At 65.5% G+C, this 22,312-nt stretch carries 23 protein-coding genes and 1 tRNA gene; 9 read left to right on the plus strand and 15 right to left on the minus strand.

The genetic code is table 11. The features are described 5' to 3' along the window. Nucleotides 1-53: 53 nt before the first annotated feature. Nucleotides 54-599: an NUDIX hydrolase gene (locus VJ109_RS04410; RefSeq protein ID WP_324759316.1), complete on the minus strand. Its 546-nt coding sequence runs from the start codon at nt 597-599 to the stop codon at nt 54-56. Nucleotides 600-685: 86 nt separating this feature from the next. On the opposite strand from VJ109_RS04410, the gene VJ109_RS04415 reads away from it, so the two are divergent. Continuing rightward, the gene (locus VJ109_RS04415; protein WP_324759318.1) at nt 686-811 is read left to right on the plus strand and encodes a hypothetical protein; all 126 of its coding nucleotides are present in this window, start codon (nt 686-688) and stop codon (nt 809-811) included. Between the two features lie 41 nt (nt 812-852). Further along, on the plus strand, nt 853-2,496 hold the full coding sequence (locus tag VJ109_RS04420) for a DUF3604 domain-containing protein (RefSeq protein WP_324759319.1): 1,644 nt from the start codon (nt 853-855) through the stop codon (nt 2,494-2,496). 70 nt (nt 2,497-2,566) lie between these two features. Here the strand turns inward: VJ109_RS04420 and VJ109_RS04425 are convergent, their stop codons facing one another. From VJ109_RS04425 to VJ109_RS04440, 4 genes are all read right to left on the minus strand, one after another. Further along, nucleotides 2,567-4,726, minus strand: coding sequence for a hypothetical protein (locus VJ109_RS04425; RefSeq protein ID WP_324759321.1), 2,160 nt, complete (start codon nt 4,724-4,726; stop codon nt 2,567-2,569). A gap of 105 nt (nt 4,727-4,831) precedes the next feature. Further along, nucleotides 4,832-5,428 (minus strand): tRNA (pseudouridine(54)-N(1))-methyltransferase TrmY, encoded by a 597-nt coding sequence (gene trmY / locus VJ109_RS04430; protein WP_324759323.1) that lies wholly within the window; start codon nt 5,426-5,428, stop codon nt 4,832-4,834. 335 nt (nt 5,429-5,763) lie between these two features. After that, nucleotides 5,764-6,495 (minus strand): hypothetical protein, encoded by a 732-nt coding sequence (locus VJ109_RS04435; RefSeq protein ID WP_324759325.1) that lies wholly within the window; start codon nt 6,493-6,495, stop codon nt 5,764-5,766. Next, nucleotides 6,492-8,021 (minus strand): hypothetical protein, encoded by a 1,530-nt coding sequence (locus tag VJ109_RS04440; protein ID WP_324759326.1) that lies wholly within the window; start codon nt 8,019-8,021, stop codon nt 6,492-6,494. The genes VJ109_RS04435 and VJ109_RS04440 overlap by 4 nt, the downstream gene beginning before the upstream one ends. A 1,509-nt stretch (nt 8,022-9,530) precedes the next feature. On the opposite strand from VJ109_RS04440, the gene VJ109_RS04445 reads away from it, so the two are divergent. After that, on the plus strand, nt 9,531-9,998 hold the full coding sequence (locus VJ109_RS04445) for a type IV pilin N-terminal domain-containing protein (RefSeq protein ID WP_324760390.1): 468 nt from the start codon (nt 9,531-9,533) through the stop codon (nt 9,996-9,998). 169 nt (nt 9,999-10,167) lie between these two features. Here VJ109_RS04445 and VJ109_RS04450 read toward each other — a convergent pair. Beyond that, nucleotides 10,168-10,240 (minus strand) — tRNA-Pro (locus VJ109_RS04450). Nucleotides 10,241-10,354: 114 nt separating this feature from the next. Here VJ109_RS04450 and VJ109_RS04455 point away from each other — a divergent pair. After that, entirely contained in the window at nt 10,355-10,858 is a 504-nt protein-coding gene (locus VJ109_RS04455) for an OB-like fold-containing membrane protein (RefSeq protein WP_324759328.1), read from the plus strand. Beyond that, nucleotides 10,851-11,357 carry a hypothetical protein gene (locus VJ109_RS04460; protein WP_324759329.1) on the plus strand — a complete coding sequence of 169 codons (507 nt, stop codon included), beginning with the start codon at nt 10,851-10,853 and terminating at the stop codon, nt 11,355-11,357. Before VJ109_RS04455 ends, VJ109_RS04460 begins: the two co-directional genes overlap by 8 nt. Before the next feature lie 9 nt (nt 11,358-11,366). Here VJ109_RS04460 and aglM read toward each other — a convergent pair whose 3' ends face one another. Genes aglM through VJ109_RS04480 form a run of 4 tightly spaced genes read right to left on the minus strand, consistent with a single transcriptional unit; the run spans nt 11,367 to nt 14,750 of the window. Beyond that, nucleotides 11,367-12,671: a UDP-glucose 6-dehydrogenase AglM gene (aglM, locus tag VJ109_RS04465; protein ID WP_324759331.1), complete on the minus strand. Its 1,305-nt coding sequence runs from the start codon at nt 12,669-12,671 to the stop codon at nt 11,367-11,369. A gap of 43 nt (nt 12,672-12,714) precedes the next feature. Continuing rightward, nucleotides 12,715-13,365 carry a bifunctional 4-hydroxy-2-oxoglutarate aldolase/2-dehydro-3-deoxy-phosphogluconate aldolase gene (locus VJ109_RS04470; RefSeq protein ID WP_324759333.1) on the minus strand — a complete coding sequence of 217 codons (651 nt, stop codon included), beginning with the start codon at nt 13,363-13,365 and terminating at the stop codon, nt 12,715-12,717. Between the two features lie 56 nt (nt 13,366-13,421). Next, on the minus strand, nt 13,422-13,796 hold the full coding sequence (locus VJ109_RS04475) for a cupin domain-containing protein (RefSeq protein WP_324759335.1): 375 nt from the start codon (nt 13,794-13,796) through the stop codon (nt 13,422-13,424). Between the two features lie 42 nt (nt 13,797-13,838). Beyond that, nucleotides 13,839-14,750, minus strand: a complete 912-nt coding sequence (locus VJ109_RS04480) for an AEC family transporter (protein WP_324759336.1) — start codon at nt 14,748-14,750, stop codon at nt 13,839-13,841. A 107-nt stretch (nt 14,751-14,857) separates the two neighbouring features. On the opposite strand from VJ109_RS04480, the gene VJ109_RS04485 reads away from it, so the two are divergent. Continuing rightward, nucleotides 14,858-16,264 carry a signal recognition particle protein Srp54 gene (locus tag VJ109_RS04485; RefSeq protein WP_324759337.1) on the plus strand — a complete coding sequence of 469 codons (1,407 nt, stop codon included), beginning with the start codon at nt 14,858-14,860 and terminating at the stop codon, nt 16,262-16,264. A gap of 45 nt (nt 16,265-16,309) precedes the next feature. On the opposite strand, the gene VJ109_RS04490 is transcribed toward VJ109_RS04485, so the two are convergent. The 5 genes from VJ109_RS04490 to surE all read right to left on the minus strand — a co-directional run bounded on the left by VJ109_RS04490 (nt 16,310) and on the right by surE (nt 19,245). Further along, nucleotides 16,310-16,612 carry a DUF7521 family protein gene (locus tag VJ109_RS04490; RefSeq protein WP_324759339.1) on the minus strand — a complete coding sequence of 101 codons (303 nt, stop codon included), beginning with the start codon at nt 16,610-16,612 and terminating at the stop codon, nt 16,310-16,312. Further along, nucleotides 16,612-16,962, minus strand: coding sequence for an ArsR/SmtB family transcription factor (locus tag VJ109_RS04495; RefSeq protein WP_324759340.1), 351 nt, complete (start codon nt 16,960-16,962; stop codon nt 16,612-16,614). Before VJ109_RS04495 ends, VJ109_RS04490 begins: the two co-directional genes overlap by 1 nt. Before the next feature lie 65 nt (nt 16,963-17,027). Next, on the minus strand, nt 17,028-18,074 hold the full coding sequence (locus VJ109_RS04500) for a YihY/virulence factor BrkB family protein (protein ID WP_324759342.1): 1,047 nt from the start codon (nt 18,072-18,074) through the stop codon (nt 17,028-17,030). A 43-nt stretch (nt 18,075-18,117) separates the two neighbouring features. Beyond that, nucleotides 18,118-18,330, minus strand: coding sequence for a YgaP family membrane protein (locus VJ109_RS04505; RefSeq protein WP_324759343.1), 213 nt, complete (start codon nt 18,328-18,330; stop codon nt 18,118-18,120). A gap of 27 nt (nt 18,331-18,357) precedes the next feature. After that, nucleotides 18,358-19,245, minus strand: a complete 888-nt coding sequence (surE, locus tag VJ109_RS04510) for a 5'/3'-nucleotidase SurE (RefSeq protein ID WP_324759344.1) — start codon at nt 19,243-19,245, stop codon at nt 18,358-18,360. Between the two features lie 94 nt (nt 19,246-19,339). Here surE and VJ109_RS04515 point away from each other — a divergent pair, with 94 nt between their 5' ends. From VJ109_RS04515 to VJ109_RS04525, 3 genes are all read left to right on the plus strand, one after another. Continuing rightward, complete coding sequence (locus VJ109_RS04515) at nt 19,340-19,738, plus strand: universal stress protein (protein ID WP_276179967.1); 399 nt, start codon at nt 19,340-19,342, stop codon at nt 19,736-19,738. An 84-nt stretch (nt 19,739-19,822) separates the two neighbouring features. After that, nucleotides 19,823-21,658, plus strand: coding sequence for a bacteriohemerythrin (locus tag VJ109_RS04520; RefSeq protein ID WP_324759347.1), 1,836 nt, complete (start codon nt 19,823-19,825; stop codon nt 21,656-21,658). Between the two features lie 50 nt (nt 21,659-21,708). After that, nucleotides 21,709-22,287, plus strand: a complete 579-nt coding sequence (locus tag VJ109_RS04525) for a magnesium transporter (protein WP_324759349.1) — start codon at nt 21,709-21,711, stop codon at nt 22,285-22,287. Nucleotides 22,288-22,312: the final 25 nt, after the last annotated feature.

The following is a 22,312-nucleotide window of genomic DNA, read 5'->3' on the forward strand; positions in this document are numbered from 1 at the left end:
TTTGCATGAATTTTTCGTTGTTTTAATATTTCAAATGACCGCTTCGCTTGCCGTCACCGCTCGAACAGCGCGTAGTACATGATCCCGACCGCCGAACGGCCGTCCCGGATGTCGCCGGTTCGGACGCCGTCAAGCAGGTCGTCGAACGCCGTCGTGTCGACACGGATCGACTCGTTGAAATCCAGGTCCTGCTGGCCCGTCGGCTCGCAGTCGGTCGCCAGGAAGTAGTGGAACACGGAATCGGCGTAGCCGTTCGCCGGTTCGGCGGTGTAGAGGAACTCGACGCTCCCGGCCTCGTAGCCGGTCTCCTCACGCAACTCCCGGTCGACGGCCGCCCGCGGGTCCGGATCGTCGGCTTCCATGCTTCCGGCCGGAAGACCCCGATTGACCCGACCGACGGCCTGTCGCCACTCCTCGATGACGACCACCGCACCCTCGGACGTGAACGGGAGGACGACGACGCTGTCTCCCTCCCGGAGGTAATCGAAGTCGCTCTCGGTCCCGTCGGGGAGTCGCACGTCCTCGTGGACCACGTCGAACCCCGGACAGTCGTAGGCGGTCTCGGCAGCCAGCGTCTCCCAGGCGAGGTCGTCTGACATGGCCGTCACTGGGGACGGCGCGGGCAAACGCGTGACGGTCAGACAGGGCCGCAAGACGTACCCGTACACAGCATAAATGTAGCTGCATGAGAATATCGACGATCGGCATCCTGCTCGGCCTCGGTCTGTTCGTCCTCCCGCTCCCAGGGACCTTCATCACAGGGACGCTCGTGGCGCTAATGGGCGGGCTGGCTCGCTGGCTCGGTCTGTAGCCGCCGACACGCCTTTTGTCGGTGACCGCCTCTCTGCGGGCATGTCGGTCCTCGCGAAGTTCGCCGAAGTCGCCAAGGTGTTCGCACAGCGCCGCCCCTCGGTCAGGGACCTGTGGAACAGCCGGTCGGGCACGTTCGACCGGGCACACGCGATCGTGCCCTCCGACGCCGTCGTCGACGAGCCGGTGACAGTGACCGTACAACTCTGGGACGAGTACGAGCGCCTGCACGCTGCAGAACGACGGTTCCGGGTGACGGCGACGGACGACCGGGCGACGGTCCCGGACCGCGTGACCCTCCGGCGGGCGGACGACGGGTACACCACGGTCGACGGCCTGTCGTTTGCCACCCCGGGAACTCAGTACCTGACCCTGACCGACGAGGAGACCGGACAGCAGTTTCACACCAACCCGATCCGCGTCCACGAGTCCGAGCCCGACAGGCGGACGCTGTGGGGCGATATCCACCTCCACTCGCGGTTCTCCGACGGCGCGGGGTCGATGTCGAAGGGGATGCGCTTTGGCCGGGACGTGATGGCGCTCGACGTCGTCGCCTACACGGACCACGACACGATGGGGTTTTTCATCCCGCCACAGCTCCAGCGCTGGCTCATGGACCGCTCGAACTTCGAGGAGATGAAAGCCCGGACGGATCGGCTCGACGACCCGGGCGAGTTCGTCACCCTGTTCGCCTACGAGTGGACCAAACAGCCCCACGTAGGCGGTCACGTCAACGTCTACTTCCGCGACACCGACGGTGCGGTGCTGTTCGACTCCCTGACCGCCCGGAGCAACACCTACGAGAAACTGTTCGACCGGCTCCGGGAGTACAACGCCGAGTGCGACAACGAGGCCGTCGCGATCCCACACCACCCGGCGGAGTCGATGTACCCCTTCGACTTCGCCGGCGTCGACTACGACGACGAGGTTGCCCCGCTCGTGGAGGTGTACTCACAGTGGGGCTCCAGCGAGTACCCCGGCAGCGAGGGCAACCGTCGACCGGTGACGATGGGCTCCGGCGAGATCGACGCGGACGGCTACTACGTTCGGGACGCCCTCGCACTGGGCAACCGCGTGGGGATGCTCGCCGGGTCGGACTACCACGGCCCCCATCCCGGCCACTCGCTGGTCCACACGAAGCCACACCTCCCCAGCCTCGCCGAGTGGCGGGAGGACGGGATCGGCTGGGGCCACATCTGGCGGGTCTGGAACGAGCCGAGCCATCCCGGCGGTCTGACGGCGTTCCGGGCCGAGAGCCACACCCGGGACGGCGTCTTCGACGCCCTCTCGACCCGTCGGGTCTACGGAACCACACAGCCAGATCGCATCCTCGTCGACTTTTCGCTCGGAGGGATCTCTGTCGGGGAAGCGGGTTCGACCGTCGAGATCGACGATCCCACGGCACCGCGGACCCTCTCGATCGACGTGGCCGGGACCGCCCCGATCGAAGTGATCGAGGTCATCAAGAACAACCGGGTGTGGGAGACAGTGGAGGGAACCGCCGATCCGGACGCAGGCCTGGAGTCGTTTACCCTGACGGCGACGCTCACCGACGACGAACCGGTGACCGGCATGGCCTACGACGACGAACGCGGAACCGAGGACGATTGCTACTACCTCCGGGTCGTCCAGGCCGACGGTGGCATGGCGTGGGTCGGGCCGCTGTGGGTGACCGTCCGCGAGTGATCGTTCATTTCGGCCAGGTTCGACGGTCGGCTCGCCGCCTTCGCTCTCGTGGTGGGCGCTGGCGGCGGGGCTAGAGCTTCGACTGCTGCCGTGCTTGCTCGGCACGGCGGGTCGCCGCGTCGAGCCGTCTGTCGGCGGCGTTGCCGATCTCGTCGGGGAGCGCCGAGCGTGCGACCGACAGCCGTTCGCCGACCTGTTCGAGCGCGTTGGAGACGCCCCTGAGCTGGTTGTCCGCGCCCGCCCGATCGCCGGCCGCTGCCCTGTCGGCGGCTTTCCCTGCTGCGGACGCGACCGACGCGAGCGCCTGTGAAAGTCCACGGATAGCGTTGGCCTGGCCGGTCACGTCACCGTTCCCGGAGACCACATCGCCGACAGCGTCCACCGCGTCGTCGGTGTCGAGATCGCCGCTCTCGATGTCGGCCGCAGCCGCGATATCCGCCTCCGTCTCCGAGGCGATCGCCGCCAGGAACCGGGCCAGCGAGGCCTTGCCGGTGCTGGGGTTCTCGATAGCCACCGACGCAGCGTCGACCGCGGGATTGACGCGGAACGCCCCGACGGCGTCGTCGGTGTCCCGGACCTCGGTCGTGTAGGCACCGCCGCTGTGGACGTAGACGGCGTCGGGTCCGGTCAGCGGTGCGTCGTACAGCCGGCCAGCGAAGTCGTCGAGGATAGCCAGGCCAGTCAACTCGCTGTCGGCCTGTGATGGATCGACGGTGACCTTCGTCGCATCGGCGTTGGCGACCAGGGGGATCTGTCCGTCGACGCCGGCGACGGTCGGCCCCCCGCTCTCCTCGACGGTGATCCGTTCGCTGTGTGGTGCGGTACCGGCGGCGTTGACCGTCAGGCGGTGCTCCCCTGCCGGAACGTCACGGACGACTGCCGTCCCTCCGAAGGTCGGAACGGCTTCAGGCTCGCTCTCCAACAGCGCGACCGCCTCGTAGGACGTCGGTTCGGTGCGGACACCGGAGTTCTCGGGGGCGTCCGGGGAGGCGACGGTCTCCGCGACTTTCCCGAACACGACCGTTCCGGGTGCTGGATCGCCGATCGCGTCGTACCGCTGTGCCAGTGCCTGCCGGTGGTTCGGTTCCGTGATGTCGGCCGCCGGGTTCTCGTAGCGTGGCTGCCCCCACGGCGCACCCGTCGTCGTGATGTGGCCGGCGATGGCGTCCTCGACGGCCTCCGGGACGCTGAACTCGAAACTCAGTTGCGGACCGGTGAAGTCGGTAATGTGCTCGATCTCTGTCGTGGGTACCAGATCGTAGTCGATGTCGGCGGACACGTCGCGGCCGCTGTGGGCGAAGACCAGTCCGTTCTCCCGTCGCGGGAGGTCTCCCGGTGGCTCCGAGAGGTCCGTGAACGATCGGACGGTCAACGCGGGCGGAACCAGTGCGGCCCGGTCGACGTTCGGGAGCCGGTCGTGCTCGTACAGCGGCTCCCCGTCGAGTTCCGGAACGACGTAGGGCAGTCGCGACCCCTCGTCGCGGGGCAGCCCGTAGGCGATCGGGATCGACGCCACGTCTTCGATACCTTCGAGCGCGCTGTTCGTGATGTCGGCGAGGCCCCCGTCGGTCGGGAGCCGTTGGAACTGGTCGGGGACGTCGTTGACGGACAGCGCACTGGAGTGTGAGCCCAACTCCGAGAGGACACGCGGGACCCGTCCGGGTTCGGGGTCGAGGAACTCGTTGTTCGGGACCTTCCGGGAGTGTGAACTCGCGACGTACAGCTGTGGCTCGCCGGTGTCGGTGTCGACGAAGACGTGCAGGACCTCCCAGTCGTGCCAGTGGAAGTTCGTCGTGAACTGATCGAACGCCGAGTAGAGCCAGTACTGGAGCCCCACCAACGGTGAGTCCTCGTATTCGACGACGTTGTAGAAGACGGTCGGCGCAGGCGGCTCTCCGGGTTCGGATTCGGCGTGGTAGCCGTCCAAGGCGTCGAAGCCGTCGACGATCGTCTCGCCGTCGCGCTCGCTCGCGTAGGGCCGCGGGTCGGTCGGGAACCACCGCTCGTCGGTGTCGAAGTACAGCGTCGGGGCGTACGTCCGGACGAGGTCGAGATACGGGTCGGAATCGGGGGACTGTGTCCCCGTTCCGCCACCGTCAGTAACCTGAACTGTCGGCCCGTCGGACTCCGGAGCGGTCCCGGGACAGCCGGCCAGGGCCGCGCCGCCGACACCTGCGACTGTTCGGAGTACTGTTCGACGGTCGACTCGTCCGGTAGGGTCGTCGGTCATCCGTGTGGCCTCACGCAAGCAGGGGCGATGTCACACGGAGCGGGAAACACGAGCATACCGCCTTTCTATGGGGAGCAGGCCATATGTCTTCCGGCCCCGGGCGTGTCAGTACGTCGTGAACCCATCCGTATCGAGATAGTTGTGCGCGACGGTGATCGCGTGGTCCGCGTGGAGCCGTTCGGGACCGAGCGAGACCCGTTCGTCGGCGTGCTCGGCCAGCAGCTCGGCCTCCGCCTCACGGAAGTCGTGGTGGTCCGAGAGGACGAAGACGGGAGCTGTCGGCGTCGCCACGTCGACGACTGGATCGCCGTCACCGTGGAGTTGGACGATCGTCCCCTCGTCGGCGACGGCCTCGATCGTCCCCTCGAACCCCCGTCGAGTGAGCGAGACACCCGGTGAGGTCTCGACCGGAATATGGCCGATGGCCTCCTCGCGCTCTTCCAGCGCGTTCCGAACGAGTGCAGCCGTCGAGCGCTCGTCGGGGTTGAGCCGACGCAGGTCGGCACCCTCGAAGGTGATCGTGTACTCGTCGGCCAGGACCAGGTGTGTCCTGACGGCCTCCCGGATGGCGTGGCTCAGGAAGAACGCGCTCGTGACACACCGACAGAGAACGTCGAGACGGCCGGCTCCACCTGCGAGGTCGTCGAGCGAGAACTCCGGCGTTGTCGGCGCGTCGTGGCCGACGACGACGAACTGGCGCATACGCTGTGATCGCCCAGCGCCGACTTACGTGCATCGACACGGTCCGAGCGGCGGGCGTCGACCGCAATACCTGTCTGCACGACAATCTTTAACAACCATGGTAACACATGACTATCCGATGGCGACGAAAACCGAGTTCTGCTCACACTGCAACGGAGAACAGCCAGTCCACGAAGACAAACCCTGGCTGCCGACAGTCTGTCTCTCCTGTGGTCGCGACGTCTGACGCTGTCGTCGTCTATCGTAGCCAGTGACCCCCGCTACACACCCGGTCGCACGCCACCGATGCGGTCGGTACCTGGCTCGGTTCAACCGTCACGATAGCGGGGGTTTTCTCAGTCTTCGACTGCGGCCTCGGCTCCTGCAGCCGTCGCCGACTGTTCCGTGCCACCCTCCAGAATCCAGACAGCGAGTGCAACGATATCGTCACGGAGGATTCCCAGACCGAGCCCCAGCGCGACGATCCGAAACGGTTTGAGCGCGCCCGTCGCAACGATGTCCCGGAGACCGACAATGACGAGCACCGCGGCCACCGCTGTGAGGAAGTAAAACAGGACCAGTTGGACCATCGTGTTCTCGAAGCACTCGTCACAGAGCACGCGCGTGGCCGTCTTCCGGACCCTGATACGGAAGTTCGTGCTGTGCTCGCCACCCTGGTACCGGAGCGTCAGCAGGGAGGCGACGCCGAGAATCGCCGTCGACTGGACCAGTGCCGGCTTGAGCCCGATCGGTCCGGGCGAGACGGCTGCCACGATGCCGGGGACTAGTCCCGGGAAGACATACGAGAGGAGTATCGAGACGAACACGAGCGCGAGCCCAAGCGCCGCCCGACCCAACCCACTGGCGTACTGTGAGAACGTCGAATCGTGGAACCGTCGCCCGTGCCCGGGATCGCCCGTGATACTGCCCAGGACACCACCCAGCGAAATGTCCATCGCTGGGCCACACACCGGCCGGCCGCAGTCACCACAGACCGCTTCTGCCTCGTCGGTGTCCCGATAACAGACCAGATAGTCACGGAAGGTCTCCGTGGTTACTTCATTGATCGCGGAGTCGTCACCGCTCATCGCCCGTCACCCCCGAGCCCAGCCTGGATCGTCTGGACCAGTTCGGAGTTGAGTTCCGCATCCGCCGACCGGGCGCGGATGTCCACGGTCGACTTCCCCCGCGTTTCGAGTCCTCCTTCGTCGGCCCTGACGATCCGGTCTTCGGTCCGATCGGAGCGGCCCGAGTACTGCGATACCTCCCGGTCCTGGGACATCGGCGTGTACCGGCCGTAGACGAGCATGTGGGCGTAGACGACACCTCTGTCACCGTACTCGCGTTTCACTTCGAGTTCGCCAGGCTGGTCGTCGCCATCACCCTTCTCGCCTTTGGTGATAGCGAATACGCCCTCCTGTCCGGCGACCGGTTCGGGATTGGTCGGCTCCGAAGACTTCGTTATCGTCATTCCTTCCCGGTCACAGACCGTCCGGAGACGATCGAAGGCGTCGAAGGGCGTATCGTTGAGTGAGACCGTCGAATCCATGACTTTCCGGGCTTCCTGCCGCAGTGCCGTCGGATCGATCGTTATCTGACCAGTGACCGTCACCCCGTGGGCCGTCTCGATATGCGAGCCCGATCCTCCCTCGCTCGTGATGTCTCGCCCGGTTCGGTCGTAGAGGCCTTCGATGCTCGTCCCCGTGAGGGTATCACCCAAGATCACCCCGCGCAGTGAGACAGAGATTTTGCCGAGATCGAGCAGTTCCTCCATCCGACCGAAGATGTCGTACCGGAGGATCTCACCGGGTTCCGCGGAGCGCTTTCGCCACTCGACTTGTTGTTGTTCGGGATTGTACGTTGAGTTGTCCCGGGGTCTAAACGAGAGGTTGGGAAATGTCGACTGCATCTCGGCCCGCAGGTTCTCGATGTGAAGCGTCCCGTCACCGGCTGCAACGTTCAGTTCAGGACTGTCCTCTCGGTACTCGATCGCGACTGATAGCGCCGCCTGCCCCTCGAACTCCTTGGGATCGGGACGTTGCGTGCGTTGCTGTGCATCCCGTTCGCCGACTGTCGAGGGCTCACTTTCGAGGTACTCCCGGGCGTCGCGGTGGAGATCAGCCCGGACCACGACGGGCAACTGCTCCCCGGACATCCCTTCGACATCGTAACTGTGTGAAACCGTCTTCTGTTCGTCGCCGGAGAGCGACCGCCGAGCCCGTTCCGCGTCCCAGTCACTTTCGAGCAGTATCGTTCCGTTCTTCGGGACGCCATCGACGGTAAAATCCTGCTGACTGTACCCCTCTTGGAACTTATCGTCACGTTGTGTCGTCGGTGGAATCCTCGTGATACCGACCATCAGATGGGTCCCCGGATACCCCTCTGCGACGTGCTCGGAGCTGTCAATAACTCCACTGACCACCCGCTCGAACAGTCCTCCCGGCGGGTGCTCTCTCGCCCGAACGACTTCCTTGTCCGGTGTTATCGCCCCGCGAATTTCCCCCGAGACACTGTGTTCACTTCGGTACTGTTCGTCCGTGATGTCGTAGTCGACACGGAGTTTCTCCCGCAGCTCGACCCGGTCGAGACACCGGTGGACTTCCCCACGATACATCACCCGATATATGCCTATCGACCTACTTTTATCTAGGGATCATGATAGACAGCCGAATGGTATCTCTCAGACAGTGGCTCAGTGAGGCAAGACGCTCGAATGTCTCATCTATCATATATCCAATCATATGTGGAGTTGTCTGGATGAGATGGTCGTATTAGTCGGCTTCGTGTACGTATCGGAATCGCTGGAAACTATGGATTGCAGTCATTAGATGAACCCCAGGACCGGTACAGTTTGTCCCGACAGAGAGCCATCGCCGCTCGTGAACTGTGCCAGGACGGTTGTGTGCGTGATGTTCGAAGTATCTTCGCTGTCTCGAATCGGTTTTTGGACCGATTGTTGCACTCATTGGGTGTCGACACCGAGGGCGTCTATGCTGTCCACTCACCCTCTGCTCGTGGATCACTGATGGCATCGGTCCGGTGTTCCCTCGTCGCAGTACTGCTCGATGGCCCGTCTCCCCGTGGTTACTTCGGCGATCACGGAGCCGAAACTACCAACAATCGCATCTGTCTCTGTACACGTGGGTCTCGTCGAGGACAGCGAGCAGGGGCAGGGGTACAAAGCTGCTCTGCACGCGGTCGAGAGACCCAGCGGGACTTGTGCCCGCTTTTGGCCACGATCACCGGACCGCTCCGAGAAGTCGTGCTGAAAGGATTCAGACGGACATTTGGTCTCGATACAGTTGCCCCCTCATCCCGCTTGTCTTGGCGCCCGGAGTGGCGATAGTAACAATTGAAACGGTTTACACACCGATCGCGTTGCAGTCGTGCGATCGGGGATGCAGTGATTTCGCAGTGCGTACTGAACCCGAGGTCCTGAGAGAAGCATCCCTGAAGGGACTCGTCCGCCATCGTTTGCAGGGTTCAGAAAACTTATTCCGGACCCCCTCACACCGTACGCTTGGGTCCCGGTTCCCGCTCCGTATCCCCTCCCGATCGCCCCCCAGCGTTACAGCCGGGGCCCGACCGCCAGCTGTCCGACCCTCGGTGCCTGGTCTACATGACGCCATGCGCCGTACGTCACTCTCTGGGGCTCGTGGTCCACCCTCGCCAGGTGACCCGTCCCCACCGGTTTCGAATCGACTACCAGCCCTCGTAGCCGCTTTGAGATGCGAGCAAGCGCCCAGAGCGACGAAGAGCCGTATTCGTCGGCCTGAGCTGGTTTTAACCGTCATTTTCAAGTGTTTCAATCCGATAGCGATAGCGATTCAATCGGGACTTGAACACTCCCAGCAGGGACTCTCGCCAGTGGGAGTGACACGGCCACCACGTGAGGACGACCCACCACAGCGCCGATTCGCAATCACGGATAGACGCCGGAGTATCGGGTAAGACAGCCACCAGACCGGGTTCTGAACACACGATATCCGTTGAGATGTGGGAGAGCATCGTCTCGACATGTCTTCAAGACGGCGCTGAAACCACCCAAGAGCCGCTTGAACTGCCGATTCTGTGTGAAACGAGCTATTACTTTATAGTAGTCACCGACTACGGTAGGAGTGTAATGGATCTGAAGCAACTGTTCAACGACGATGATGCCGTTTCGCCGGTTATCGGCGTCATCCTGATGGTCGCGATCACGGTTATCCTCGCTGCAGTAATCGCATCGTTCGTCCTCGGGCTCGGGGACCAGACACAGAGCGCAACGCCGCAGGCCAGCTTCTCGTTTGATTACGAATCTGGGACTTCACTGTCAGTTACGCACGACGGCGGTGATACCATCAATGCGAATGAACTGTATATTCGTGGGCAACTCGATACTAGTACTACCAACGTAGATTTACAATGGAGTGACTTCGGCAGTGCTGGCACCGAAGTCACGGCTGGCCAAGGAATTACTATCGACGGTAGTGCATCAAATCCATCCGCCGCGGTCGCTCCAGACGGGACCTACGATATCCGCGTCGTCTACGAGTCCGCTGAAGGCGACTCCTCGGCCACGCTCGGCCAGGACTCCGGTCCCGAAGCATAACTGACTCGCCGCTTTTCCGTTTTTTATCGAGACACCGACAGCGAGTGCTCAACACACTGTTACCGACAGATAGACCGCTCGTGTGTTGGGAAAATGAATCCTCTTCGCCGAAATTGACACGCTACTACGGACTCCTCGCTACACTCGTCGTTGCGAAGTAGGATGAAAATGGGCCGGCGCGAATTCGAATCGCGGTTACGGCCACCCGAAGGCCGAAGGATACCAGGCTACCCCACCGGCCCGTGCGATAGCAACTAGACCGACGGCGGTGATATTTTTAATCCTTCCGAAACAGCGGGAGTAGCGGACAGGCGCCAGAGCGTAACAGCTAATCGGGACCGCGTTCACCTCTCGCCGTGGAGTGGACGACCCCTCGCCGTGTCGTAGCGATCGTACTCCTCGTCGGGCTGGTGTTCGGGATGGGACTGCACGCGGGAATGGACCGGCCGCAGTCGGAGCAACACTGGCCGTATCCGCGTGGTGACGACATCGCTGCCGACTACGAGCAGTTCGTCGGCGAGAAGACTCTCCTGTGGGGAACTGTCCGGACAGTCGATCCGGCCGACGGGACGGCGGTGATTCGACTCGAAACGACGGAAGGGACGCTCGAACTCTCCGTGACCGGGTTCGACGCTGCTGTCGAGCCAGGCGGGACCGTACAGGTGTACGGGACGCTCGGACCCGGACACACGATCGAAGCCACAAACGTCGTCGTGGTCAACCCCGCGGGTTCCTCGGCCACCGTCAAGTACGCCACCTCGGCGGTCGGTGCCGTGCTGGTGCTCGTGGTCTTCTTCGGGCGCTGGCGGCCCGAATTGTCGCAGTGGGCGTTCGTCCCCAGGGAGGACAGCGATGGCTGAGTTGCTCACGCACGTCCTCGTTCCGTACGTGCTCCTCACGATCGCGGGCTGGCGCTTCGAGTTCGACCGGCGCTGGGTTCCCGTCGCGATGGGCGGGGCCGCGATTCCCGATCTGAGTAAAATAGCCATCGTCCTCGATTCGGAGACGGTCGAGCAGGCGATCGACCACGGCTTCACCTGGTCGCCGATCAGTTCGCTGGCCGGCGTGCTCGTCATCGGTGCGGCGATCAGCCTGCTGTTCGGCGATAGAGTACGTCGACGTGCGTACGCCGCGTTGCTGTTCGGTGGCGCCAGCGCGCTCGTCGTCGACGGGCTCCGGATGTTCGCCGACGGACGGAGCAACTTCTGGCTGTATCCGATCTACTGGCGACCGCCGACGCCGAGCCTCTATGTCACGTCCGATAGCCGTGTCACGGTCGTCGCGGTGAGCGTCGCAGTCGCGATCTTCCTGCTCGACCGGTACATCTTAGCGGGGCGTGAGCACGCCTCGACGGCGTGAATCCGCCAGCTACCAGGTCAGCCCTTCGTAGGTGATGCCGTCACGGCGTTCGACGATCCGTCGGCCGTCGACGACGACGGGATCAGCCATCGCGTCGAACTCGTCGTCCAGCGCCGCGAACTCGTCCCAGTCGGTGACGACGACCGCGCCCGACGCCCCCTCCAGTGCCGCTGCCGCCGAGTCGGCGTACTCGATGTCCGGATACCGTTCGCGCATGTTCTCGGTGGCGACGGGATCGTAGGCGACCACGTCGGCACCCCGCTCCAGAAGGCCCTCGATGATCGGGACCGCCCGCGTGTTCCGGATATCGTCGGTTCCAGGTTTGAACGCCAGTCCCAGAACAGCCACGCGCTTGCCCGAGACGTCGACGTGGTCGTCGAGCAAGGAGAGCAGTCGGCCGGGCTGGGCGTCGTTCAGCTCGACTGCCGCCGAGAGGACGGCCGGGTCGTAGCCGCGCTCGCGGGCTGCAGCGATAATTGCATCTGTGTCTTTCGGGAAGCAGCTACCCCCCCACCCCACGCCGCTGCGGAGAAACTGCTCGCCGATGCGGTCGTCCAGTCCGATCGCCTCGGCGACCTCGTAGGCGTCGACGCCGAAGACCTTGCAGATGTTCCCGATGTCGTTGATGAGGCTGACCTTGCTCGCGAGGAACGTGTTGTTGGCGTACTTGATCATCTCGGCCTCGGCGATGCCGGTCTCGACGACGGGGACCTCGTCGTCGGCAGCCGCGACCAGCGGGGCGTACAGGTCCCGTAAGGTCGCGAACGCGCGGTCGTCGTCGGCGCCGAAGACGAGTTTGTCGGGGTTGCGGAAGTCCTCGACGGCGGTCCCCTCCCGCTGGAACTCGGGGTTCGAGGCGACCAGGAAGTCGGTACCGCGTTCGAGGCCCGCGTCGGCGATCGCCGGCGCGAGTCGCCGTTCGGTCGTCGTCGGGATCACCGTCGACTTGGTGACGACGAGGTGGGGGTCGTCGCCGGTCTCGGCGGCGGCCAGAGCCTCGCCGACGGATTCCGCGCCAGCCTCCATGTAGGCGAGGTCGATGCTCCCGTCCTCGTTCGAGGGGGTCGGGAGCGCAAGCATCGTCAGGTCCGTCTCCGGGACGACGCCGTAGTCGGTCGTCGCCTGCAGGCGGTCGCCACCGTGTTCGGCGACGAGTTCGTCCAGCCCCGGTTCGTGGATCGGCGACTCGCCGTCGTTGATGGCGGCGACGATCTCCTCGTCGATGTCGACGTTCGTGACCTCGTGGCCGAAGTCCGCGAGACAGGCCGCGACCGTCGTCCCGACGTAGCCGCTGCCGACGATGCTTACGTGCATTGGGGGAGCGTTGGCAGCGGGGTTTCTTCAGAATTCGGGTTCCCTACTCGCGGGCGGCCTCGACGGCCTCGACGAACGCGGCGGCGCTCTCGCGGACGCCGTCCATGTCGTCGTTCTCGATGGCCTCGTAGTCGACGAGCGCGGAGCCGGCGCCGACCGCGACCGCGCCGGCGTCGAAGTACTCCGCGACGTTGTCCGTCGAGACGCCGCCGGTGGGCATGATCGGCACGTCGCCGAGCGGTCCCTGGAGCGCGCCGATGTGACCCGGTCCCACGGTCGAGGCGGGGAACATCTTCAGGATGTCCGCGCCGGCCTCCATCGCCTGGGCGGCCTCGGTCGGCGTCATCACGCCGGGGATGCAGACGACCCCCTCGCGGTTGCAGACGTCGATCACGTCCTCGTTGAGGTTCGGGGCCAGGACGAACTCCGCGCCGGCCTCGATGACGTTGCGGGCCGCGGCAGCGTCCATGACGGTGCCGGCGCCGATGACGGCGTCCGTGCCTTCGAGTTCCTTGTCGACGGCGGCGATCATGTCCGAACACCGCTTGGCGTCGGCAGTGAGTTCGAGCGCGGTGACCCCGCCCTCGTGGATCGCCGTCGCCACGTCGACCATCTGCTCCTCGGGGATGCCACGGAGGACGGCCGTGACGCCGCTGTCGATGAGTCGCTGCTGGGTCTCCTGTTTGCTCGTCATAGCTGCGGGTGCGCAGGGAGGGGGCAAAAACCTACTCTCATCGAGTCACAGGCGCGTCACTCGTCGGGATCGTAGGGGAGTGCGATGTCGGTCTTGGGGGCGCCGACGCCCAGCACCCGGACTGGACCGTCGGCGTCTTCGGGGTTGTACGCCCGGTGGGCGCTCTCCGGCTCGGCGACGAAGGCCTGGTCGGCGGGGACGACGAACTCCTCGTCGGGCGTCTCGACGTGAAGCGTCCCGTCGAGGACGTAGAACAGCTCTTCGCGTTGCTCGTGGTAGTGATACGTCCGGGGCAGTTGTTCGCCGGGAGCCATCGCGTAGGTCGCGGCGTGGAGCGCGTGCAACTCGGCAGCGTCGGAGAGCCCACGGCGGTCACAGGGATAGTCGTCGGTCTCGGGCAGGGCATCGGGATCAAGCGTGTGATAGGCCATAGCCGGATTTGCGTCGCCCGGGAGAAACCAGTTCCCCCACGATCACCCCAACAGGAGGATGAGGACGAACGACGTTCCGACCGAGGCAAGCGTCGTCGCGAAGACGTTCAGCGAGGCGAACTCGGCGTCCCCGCCCAGTTCCGTCGCGTAGACGAACGTCGAGACGGCCGTGGGCATCCCCAGCATGAAGACGCTCGCAGTGAAGACGGCTGAATCGACCCCAAGCGTCGAGAAGGTGAGCCAGGCCGCGAGGGGCATCCAGCAGAGTTTGAGCGCGACGACGCTTGCCGTCGCCGTGGGGTCGACGATGGACTGGTCGAGTTCCAGTGCCGAGCCGACGAGGATCAGCGCGACCGGCAGCGCTAGCTCGCCCACGAGCGAGAGGGGCGTCACGACGGCGGCGGGAACGCCGAGACCGAACCACGCGACGACGATACCAAGCGCCAGGGCGATCAGTACGGGGTTGGTGAGCAGTTCGCGCACCTGGTCGAGTACCGACACCTCCGCGTCGGCGACGGTGACCAGTACCCAGACGGTGACGGGCACCTGTGTGAGTGTGACGAGGCCGAGCAGGAGGCCGGCGGTCGCGGTGGCGTCGGGGCCAAAGGTCGCGGCGACGAGGGGCAGCCCCAGATACCCCAGGTTCGAGTGGTACGATTGGACGACCGCGACCCCGCGGCGATCGGCCTGGCTCCGCCGGCGGTGGACCAGCCAGGCCAGACCGACGGTGGCAAAGAGGACGACGAAGACGCCGAAGACGAGTTCCGGCGACAACAGCGTCGCCAGCGCCCGGTCGTACGTCGAGACGAAGATCAGCGACGGGAGAACCACGTAGAAGGCCAGGGCGTTGAGCCGGTCGCGCCGGTACTCGTCGAGGAGCCCGACGTAGCGGGCACCGACGCCCACCGCGAGCATCCCCAGCAGATAGACGAACCGACCGGCGGCCGCGTCCATGTCCCCCGCTGGTCGGTTCGGGGGCTTGAGCCTTCGGAAACCGAGTTCGGTTCGTCCCGGTGTGACAACAAGCCTTTACCGGTGCGGTTGCGTACCTCGGGACAACAATGGTACTCGATAATCTCGGCAGTTCACTCAGGGGGACCTTAGACGACCTCCGGGGGAAGTCACGGCTCTCCGAGGAGGACATCGAGGACATCGTCAAGGAGATCCAGCGGTCGCTGCTCCAGGCCGATGTCGACGTGAGCCTCGTCCAGGAACTCTCGAACAACATCGAGACCCGTGCGTTAGACGAGGAGCCACCGGCCGGCACGACACCACGGGACTGGGTCCTGCGGATCGTCTACGAGGAACTGGTCGAGATGGTCGGGGAGTCGACGGATCTCCCGCTCGAAGAGCAGACGATCATGCTCGCCGGCCTCTATGGGTCGGGGAAGACGACCACCGCCGCCAAGATGGCGTGGTGGTTCTCGACGAAGGGGCTGCGCCCGGCGATCATCCAGACCGACACCGACCGCCCCGGTGCCTACGACCAGTCCAAGGAGATGGCCGACCGTGCCGAGGTCGACTTCTACGGCGATCCCGACGAGGACGACCCCGTGACGATCGCTCGGGAGGGGTTGGAGGCGACGAAAGACGCCGACGTTCGCATCGTCGACACGGCCGGTCGTGACGGGCTCAACCAGGAGCTGATCGACCAGATCGAGCGCATCGAGCAGGCGGTGAACCCGGACCGGAACCTGCTCGTCCTGGACGCGGCGATGGGGCAAAGCGCCAAGAGCCAGGCCGCCGACTTCGAGGCCTCGATCGGCATCGACGGCGTCGTCATCACCAAACTCGACGGGACGGCCAAAGGTGGGGGCGCCCTCGCCGCGGTCAACGAGACCGACTCGACTATCGCCTTCCTCGGCTCGGGGGAGACGGTTAAAGACATCGAGCGCTTCGAGCCTTCCGGGTTCATCTCCCGGCTGCTGGGGATGGGCGACCTGAAGCAACTCACCGAGCGCGTCGAGCGGGCGATGGAGGAGACGGGCGAGGAGGAAGAGGACTGGGACCCCGAGGACATGATGGAGGGTGCGTTCACCCTCAAGGACATGCGCAAGCAGATGCAGACGATGAACAACATGGGGCCGCTGGACCAGGTGATGGACATGATCCCGGGCCTGGGCGGGGGGCTCATGGACCAGCTCCCGGACGACGCGATGGACGTGACCCAGGAGCGGATGCAGGACTTCGACGTCATCATGGACTCGATGACCGAGGCGGAGATGGAGAACCCCCGCGTGGTCGGCCAGTCCCGGACCGAACGCATCGCCCGGGGATCGGGCAAGCCCGAGGAGCGGGTGCGCGAACTGCTCGACCAACACCGCCAGATGGAACAGATGCTCAAGCAGTTCCAGGGGATGGGGGACGGCGACATGGAGCGGATGATGAAACAGATGCAACAGGGCGGCGGTGGCGGCGGTGGCGGTATGGGCGGCATGGGCGGTCCCGGCGGTCCGTTCGGGGACTGAAGGACGGTTCGATACCGGGCGGATTCGGGGCGTGTTGGCGGCGGGCTATTCTCGGCGAGCCAGGACCATCGCGTACAGTATCATCGCCATCCCGGCGAGGTCGAACAGACTGCTGACAGTTGGGATGACAGCGGGGGCGACGTACCGTGCGCTGAAGACCGTCCCAGCCCAACTCAAGACGGTCAGCGTCACGATACCACTCCCGAGAAACAGCATCGATCGGCTGTCGTTGCGACGGTAGCCGTAGAACGCGAGTCCGAAGATACCGAGCCCGACCACCAGCGACAGCGCCATCAGCCCACGGCCGAAGAGCCACCAGATGTCGGTCGGGATACCAGCCACCTGCATCACAGCCCCTCCCAGAGGTCGGTGAACGCGTCGGCGAACTCCGCGGTCGTCGAAGCCGTCGAGAGGCTGACCGCGAACTCCCCGTCCTCTAAGGTGACGAGGAGTTCGTCGAGGTGGGCCTCGTAGGTCTTGGTGTGGTCGCCGTCCGGATCGGGGGTCGTCTCGGCGACGACGAGGCCACAGGTTTCGAGCTGGTCGAGCCGTCGATACACCGTCGAGAGGGACATCTCACACTGGTCGCTGAGTTCGGTTGCAGACATGGATTCGTGACTCGTGGCGGCGAGCAGCGAGCGCGCGTACTCGTCGTCGAGGAGGGCGAACACGTCAGCGGGATCACAGTCACCGGCCACGCTCGCCCGTACTGCCGCCCGTCAGTAAAAAGGGGAGGCGCGTTCGCTGGTTCGGCGAACGCAACTCACTCTTTGCCGTCGGTGTCGGGCCACCACCGCAGTGTCAGCCCCACCGAGCTATCCAGCCCGAAGACGGCGCTGGTACGGTCGACGTGTGCGACCTGTGGCCGTTCGAGCACGACGGTCCGGCCGTCTACCTCGATCTGGACGGGCTCGCCGGGTTGTCGGAGCCGTTCGGAGAGGGTGTCTAGCTCCGCCAGCAGCGTCTCTCGGTCGACCGCCGCCTCCGTCGAGCCCTTCCGCCGCGGGACCCCGCCGATGACCGGTTCGATGTCGACGTCCTTCGAGCGGTTCGAGAGGACGGCGTTGATGACGACCCCCAGTAGGATCACCAGTCCGACGACGTAGAGCCACGTGAGCAACACGAGGATGCTCGCGACGAGGTTCCCGCCGGCGCTACCGGATTTGAACGTCGTGAACACGACCTGTGCGACGGCGATCCCGACGGCGGCGAAGGCCGTCCCCGGGACCACCTCGACGAACGAGCAGTCCGCGTCCGGGAAGATGTAGTACATCGGATAGAAGACCAGAAAGAGCCCGGCGGTCGTGACGGCACCTCGGAGCACCCCCGCGAGCAGCCCGTCGCCGCTGACCGCGAAGAGATCCCCCAGCACGCTGGCGCCGACGATCGCGAGCGCGACGGTCACGAGCAACAGCAGGCCGTCGCCCAGTTGGTCGACGAACGTGTTCGCTCGCTCGGTCTCGTAGATGTCCGAGAACGCGGTGTCGAGCCCGCGGAAGATCCGCAGGGCACCCCAGACGAGGATCGCGACGCCGAGCAGCGACACCGACGTATCAGCCTGTGCCAACCCCTGCTGGATCACGTCGCTGGCCTGGCTCGTCAACACGAGTTGCATGATCCGGACGATCGAGTCCCGGAGGGCGATCGACCGCGTCTGCTGGAGGATCGCCAGCAACAGCAACAACAGCGGGAGGATCGAGAGGAAGGCGTGATAGGCGATCGATCCGGCGAGAAACGTGATCTTCTCGGTTCTGACCTCGTGGACGATGGCCAGAACGATCGATCTGATCCGGCCCCGGCTGACGTGCATGTCCGGAGGTTCGCCGGCCACCGACAAATAGGGCTGGCCGGGTTCAGTCCCGGTCGCTCGTCGTGTCGATCCCGAGCGCGGCGTTGAGCCCGCAGAAACAGGTCACGGCGTTGAACCCGGCACCGACGGCACCCAGTCCGGCGACCAGCCCGACGGTTCGTCGCCCGCTCGTGAGTGCCCGAAGCGAGACGACGGTCAGTACCACTGCGAGCAGTGCACGGCCGAGACGGTCGATCCCGCCGACGTTTTTCGCCATAGCAGTTCTCGGGACGCGAGCCCCTAATCAGTTCCCACCGGCACGACGGGCGGCCTCGTTCTCGTTGAACCCGGCGACCAGTGCATCGAGCGTCGGGTCCGAGACCTCCGAGACGGGGACCGACAGCGGCGAGACGCTGATCTCGCCGTCGACGAGCGCCCGGCGGTCGCTCCCGACGGGGTAGCGCTCGTCGAGAGCAGCGTCGGTTCCGAAGGGGTTCTCCCAGCCCACGGTCTCGGGCCAGACCACGTCCCGCAGCGCGATGTCGCCCGTGTCGCCGTCGGCGCCGACCGCCGTCGACGCGTCGCCGTCTTCGGCGTCCGCGGCCGGTTCGTGATCGACGACCAGATCGTAGTCGTGGTGGGGGTCGGTCAGGCGCATCGGCGGGTCGGCCACGTCGACGGGGACGTTGACGTTGAGGATGTCCGCGCTGTCGAAGGCGGCCTCCGAGAGCGCCCGCACGACGACCTCGCGGGTGACCCGGGCCGGCCGGTCGAAGTCGTAGGAGGCCGGCGGAGAGACGAAGAAGTCCTCGCCGTGGTACGCCGAGACGGCGACCCCCGGCGTTCCGAGGAATGCCGCCTCGATGCAGGCGCCGACGGTCCCCGAGCGCCCGACGAGGTAGTTGCCGGCGTTCGGGCCGTGGTTACAGCCCGAGACGACCAGATCGAACTCGGTCTCCAGCCCGCGGAGCCCGTAGGCGACACAGTCTGCGGGCGTCCCGGCCAGGGCGTACCCCCAGGGGTGTGACTCCCGGACAGTCCGGTGGCTGCGGGTCCGTCCGACGCCGCTTTGGTTCTCGCTCGGCGCGACGACCGTGACCTCGGCGATCGCCGACAGTTCCTCGTAGACGCTCGCCAGTCCCGGCGCGTCGATGCCATCGTCGTTGGTCAGTAGGACCTGTGGCTCGGCCATTGGTTTCCGCTGGGGGAGCCCGGCGGGTCAACGCTTCGGTCCGGGCGTCGAGACGACCAGTAGTATCAGGAGGGAGCGGCCCCTCGACTCACGTATGTACGAGATCGTCATGGGTATCGACGACAACGAGGACCGGGCTCGCATCCAAGCCGAGGAGATCTTGGACATGCCGTTCGCGGACGAGACAGTGCACGTGACGCTGCAACACACGTTCGACGACCCCGAGGAGAGCGGGGCCGTCGACGAGGTGCCCGCGGTCCAGCGGGCACGCGAGACGCTGGAGGCGGACGGACTGGACGTCTCGCTGGCGTCCGCGACGGGCACCCCCGCGGACGGCATCCTCGACACGGCCGACGACCGGGACGCCGACCTGATCGTCGTCGCCGGCCGCAAGCGCACGCCGACGGGGAAGGTGCTGTTCGGGAGTGTTACCCAGCGTGTCGTCCTCGACACCGACCGACCGGTGCTGGTCTGTAGCGGACGAGACACCTGAGCCCCTCTGAACGGGTGCCCCGACCGTTTTCAGCCCCTGGGAACGCCGGCTCCGCTTTTTATATTCGCTGACGAATAGATCCGTATGGAATCTCGGTCGGGCGAGACGTTCATCGAGTGGATCGACGACCGGTACAGTACAGATATCGACCGGTTCGACGAGCAGCACAAACACCTCTTTGGGCTGTTAAACGACCTCTACGTCGCGATGGACGAGGGACACTCCGAGGAGGCGATCGGGGACATCCTGCGGGAACTGGAGCGATACACGGAGTACCACTTCGGCGACGAGGAGGAGTTCATGCAGGACTGTGGGTACGCGATGGACTGTGCGGACTGTTTCTACAACCACCGGGAGATGCACGAGGAGTTCGCACAGACGGTCAGCGAGTTCCGTGAGCGCCACGAGAACGGGGAACCGATCACGATGGATGTCCTGGAGTTCGCCCGTGACTGGCTGGACGCCCACATCGCCGCCAGCGACGAGGACCAGAAATACGCGGGCTACTACCGGGAGTCCGTCCCCGAGGACTACGAGTACAGCCCCGGGAAACTAAACACGACACGAGAGGGTGATCGGACCTACGAGGCGCCCGACGACGAGACGGCAGTCGTCCTCCGTAGCAACGTCCACGTCGGCGGTGCCGTCTCGATCCCCCACGGGACGATGGCCGACTGGCTCGCCGACCGGGCAGCCGACTTCGCCGACCGACCAGTCGCGTACGTCCGGACAGACGCCGGGTACGAGACGCGGACCTTCGAGGCGTTCTACGAGCGCGCCCGTCAGGTCGCCGGGGGGCTCCTCGATGCGGGCGTCGAACCGGGGACGACCGTCGGCATCCGGGCAGCCCCGTCCTACGAGTGGTCGGTCGTCGACGCTGCCTGCCATCTCGCGGGGTTGATCTCGGTGCCGATCTATCCGGCGTTCAGCGACGAGCGGGCGGTCGCAACCGAAACGACCGACGGCGTGAGCGTCCTCGTGACCGACGACACTGCCAGCGAGGCGGTCACGGAGGTCGCCGACACCGTCTTCGGATTGGATTCGCTCCCGACGGCCGAGATCGGGGACCTCCCCGGCTTCGACGCCGATCCGGACGACATCGCGACCGTCGTCCACCAGATCGGCCGGGACGCCGATCCGCTGGGCTGTTCGATCACCCACCGGAACCTGCTTGCGGCGGTGGCGACGCTGGGCAACCAGTTCCCCGTCTCCCCGGGCGCGACAGGGACCTGTCTGTTGCCTCTCTCGCACGTCTTCCAACGGGTGGCGACGTACTACCTCTGGGACAACGGCGCGGGCACCGCCTATCTCCCGGCCGACGACTTCATCGAGGGACTGCAGGCCGTCGAACCGGACATCCTCGTGGGCGTCCCTCGCGTGTACGAGCACCTCCACGACACGTTCCAGGACCGTATCGACGATCTCGGGAGGATGAAACGCCGGCTAGCGGATGGAGCGGCGATCGAGCGCGGCGAGGCACGCAGCGGTGTGGGCGGGAGTTCGCTCACGGACTCGGCAGCCGCCCGGCTCGTCCTCCGGCCGGTCCGCGAGCAGTTGGGCCTGGGCAACGTCGAGCACGCACTGTCGGGACTGGGGACCCTGCCGGCGGACTTGCTGTACTTCTTCTGGGGCTGTGACATCCCAGTGAGTCAGGTGTACGGCGCGACCGAACTCACCGGCGTCGGCTGTCTGGTCGAACACGACTCGGCCACGCCCGGGGCGCTGGGGAGCCCGATGCCGGGGACGGAAGTCGCCATCGCCGAGGACGGCGAGATCCTCTTCCGGGGCGACCACGTCGTGGACAGCTACTGGGAGACCAGCGATGTCGCCGTCAGCGCGACACAGGATGGGTGGTACCACACCGGCGATTACGGCGAGTTCGACGACGCCGGGCGCCTCCACCGGGTCGACCGCGACTGAGGGAGCCGGCACCGCGGGCCTTTTGCCGATGGCCACAGTGTCCACCCACAATGACCGTCCGCGAGGTCGCGACAGAGGCCTATCGGGAGGCGCTGCCTGTCCTCGGGCTCAGCGCCGTCGGCGGCCTCTTCGCTGGCGTCGTCCTGGGCGGGATGGACGCCGAACTGGAGCAGGTCGCCGGCCTGCTCGTGTTGGTGCCCGCGCTGCTGGCGACCCGGGGGAACGTCTACGGCTCGCTTGGGGCACGGCTCGGCTCGGCGCTCCACCAGGGGCTGATCGATCCACAGTTCTCGACGGGGGACCGCCGGGTTAACGCGGCCGTCTCGGCGGCCCTGGCAAACGGCGTCCTGGTGAGCGCACTGGCGGCCGTGATGACCGTCGCTCTGCTCGCTGTGCTGGGTCGGCCATCCGCTTCGCTGGGGACGCTGGTCGGCATCGCGCTGATCGCCGGTCTCGTCTCCGGGCTGTTACTCACGGTCGCCGTCGTCTCGGTCGTCTTCGTCGGCTATCGGCGGGGACTGAACCCCGACACGCTGGCCGGACCGGTCGTGACCACGACCGGCGACGTGGTCGGAATCGCGACGCTGCTACTGGCGACGCGGCTGGTGTTGGCGCTGGGAGGGGGGTGACGTGTCCGGCCACGAGACACAGTGG

This window comes from Haloarcula montana (genome assembly GCF_035666295.1).
In the GTDB taxonomy this organism is placed as follows: Archaea; Halobacteriota; Halobacteria; order Halobacteriales; family Haloarculaceae; genus Haloarcula; species Haloarcula montana.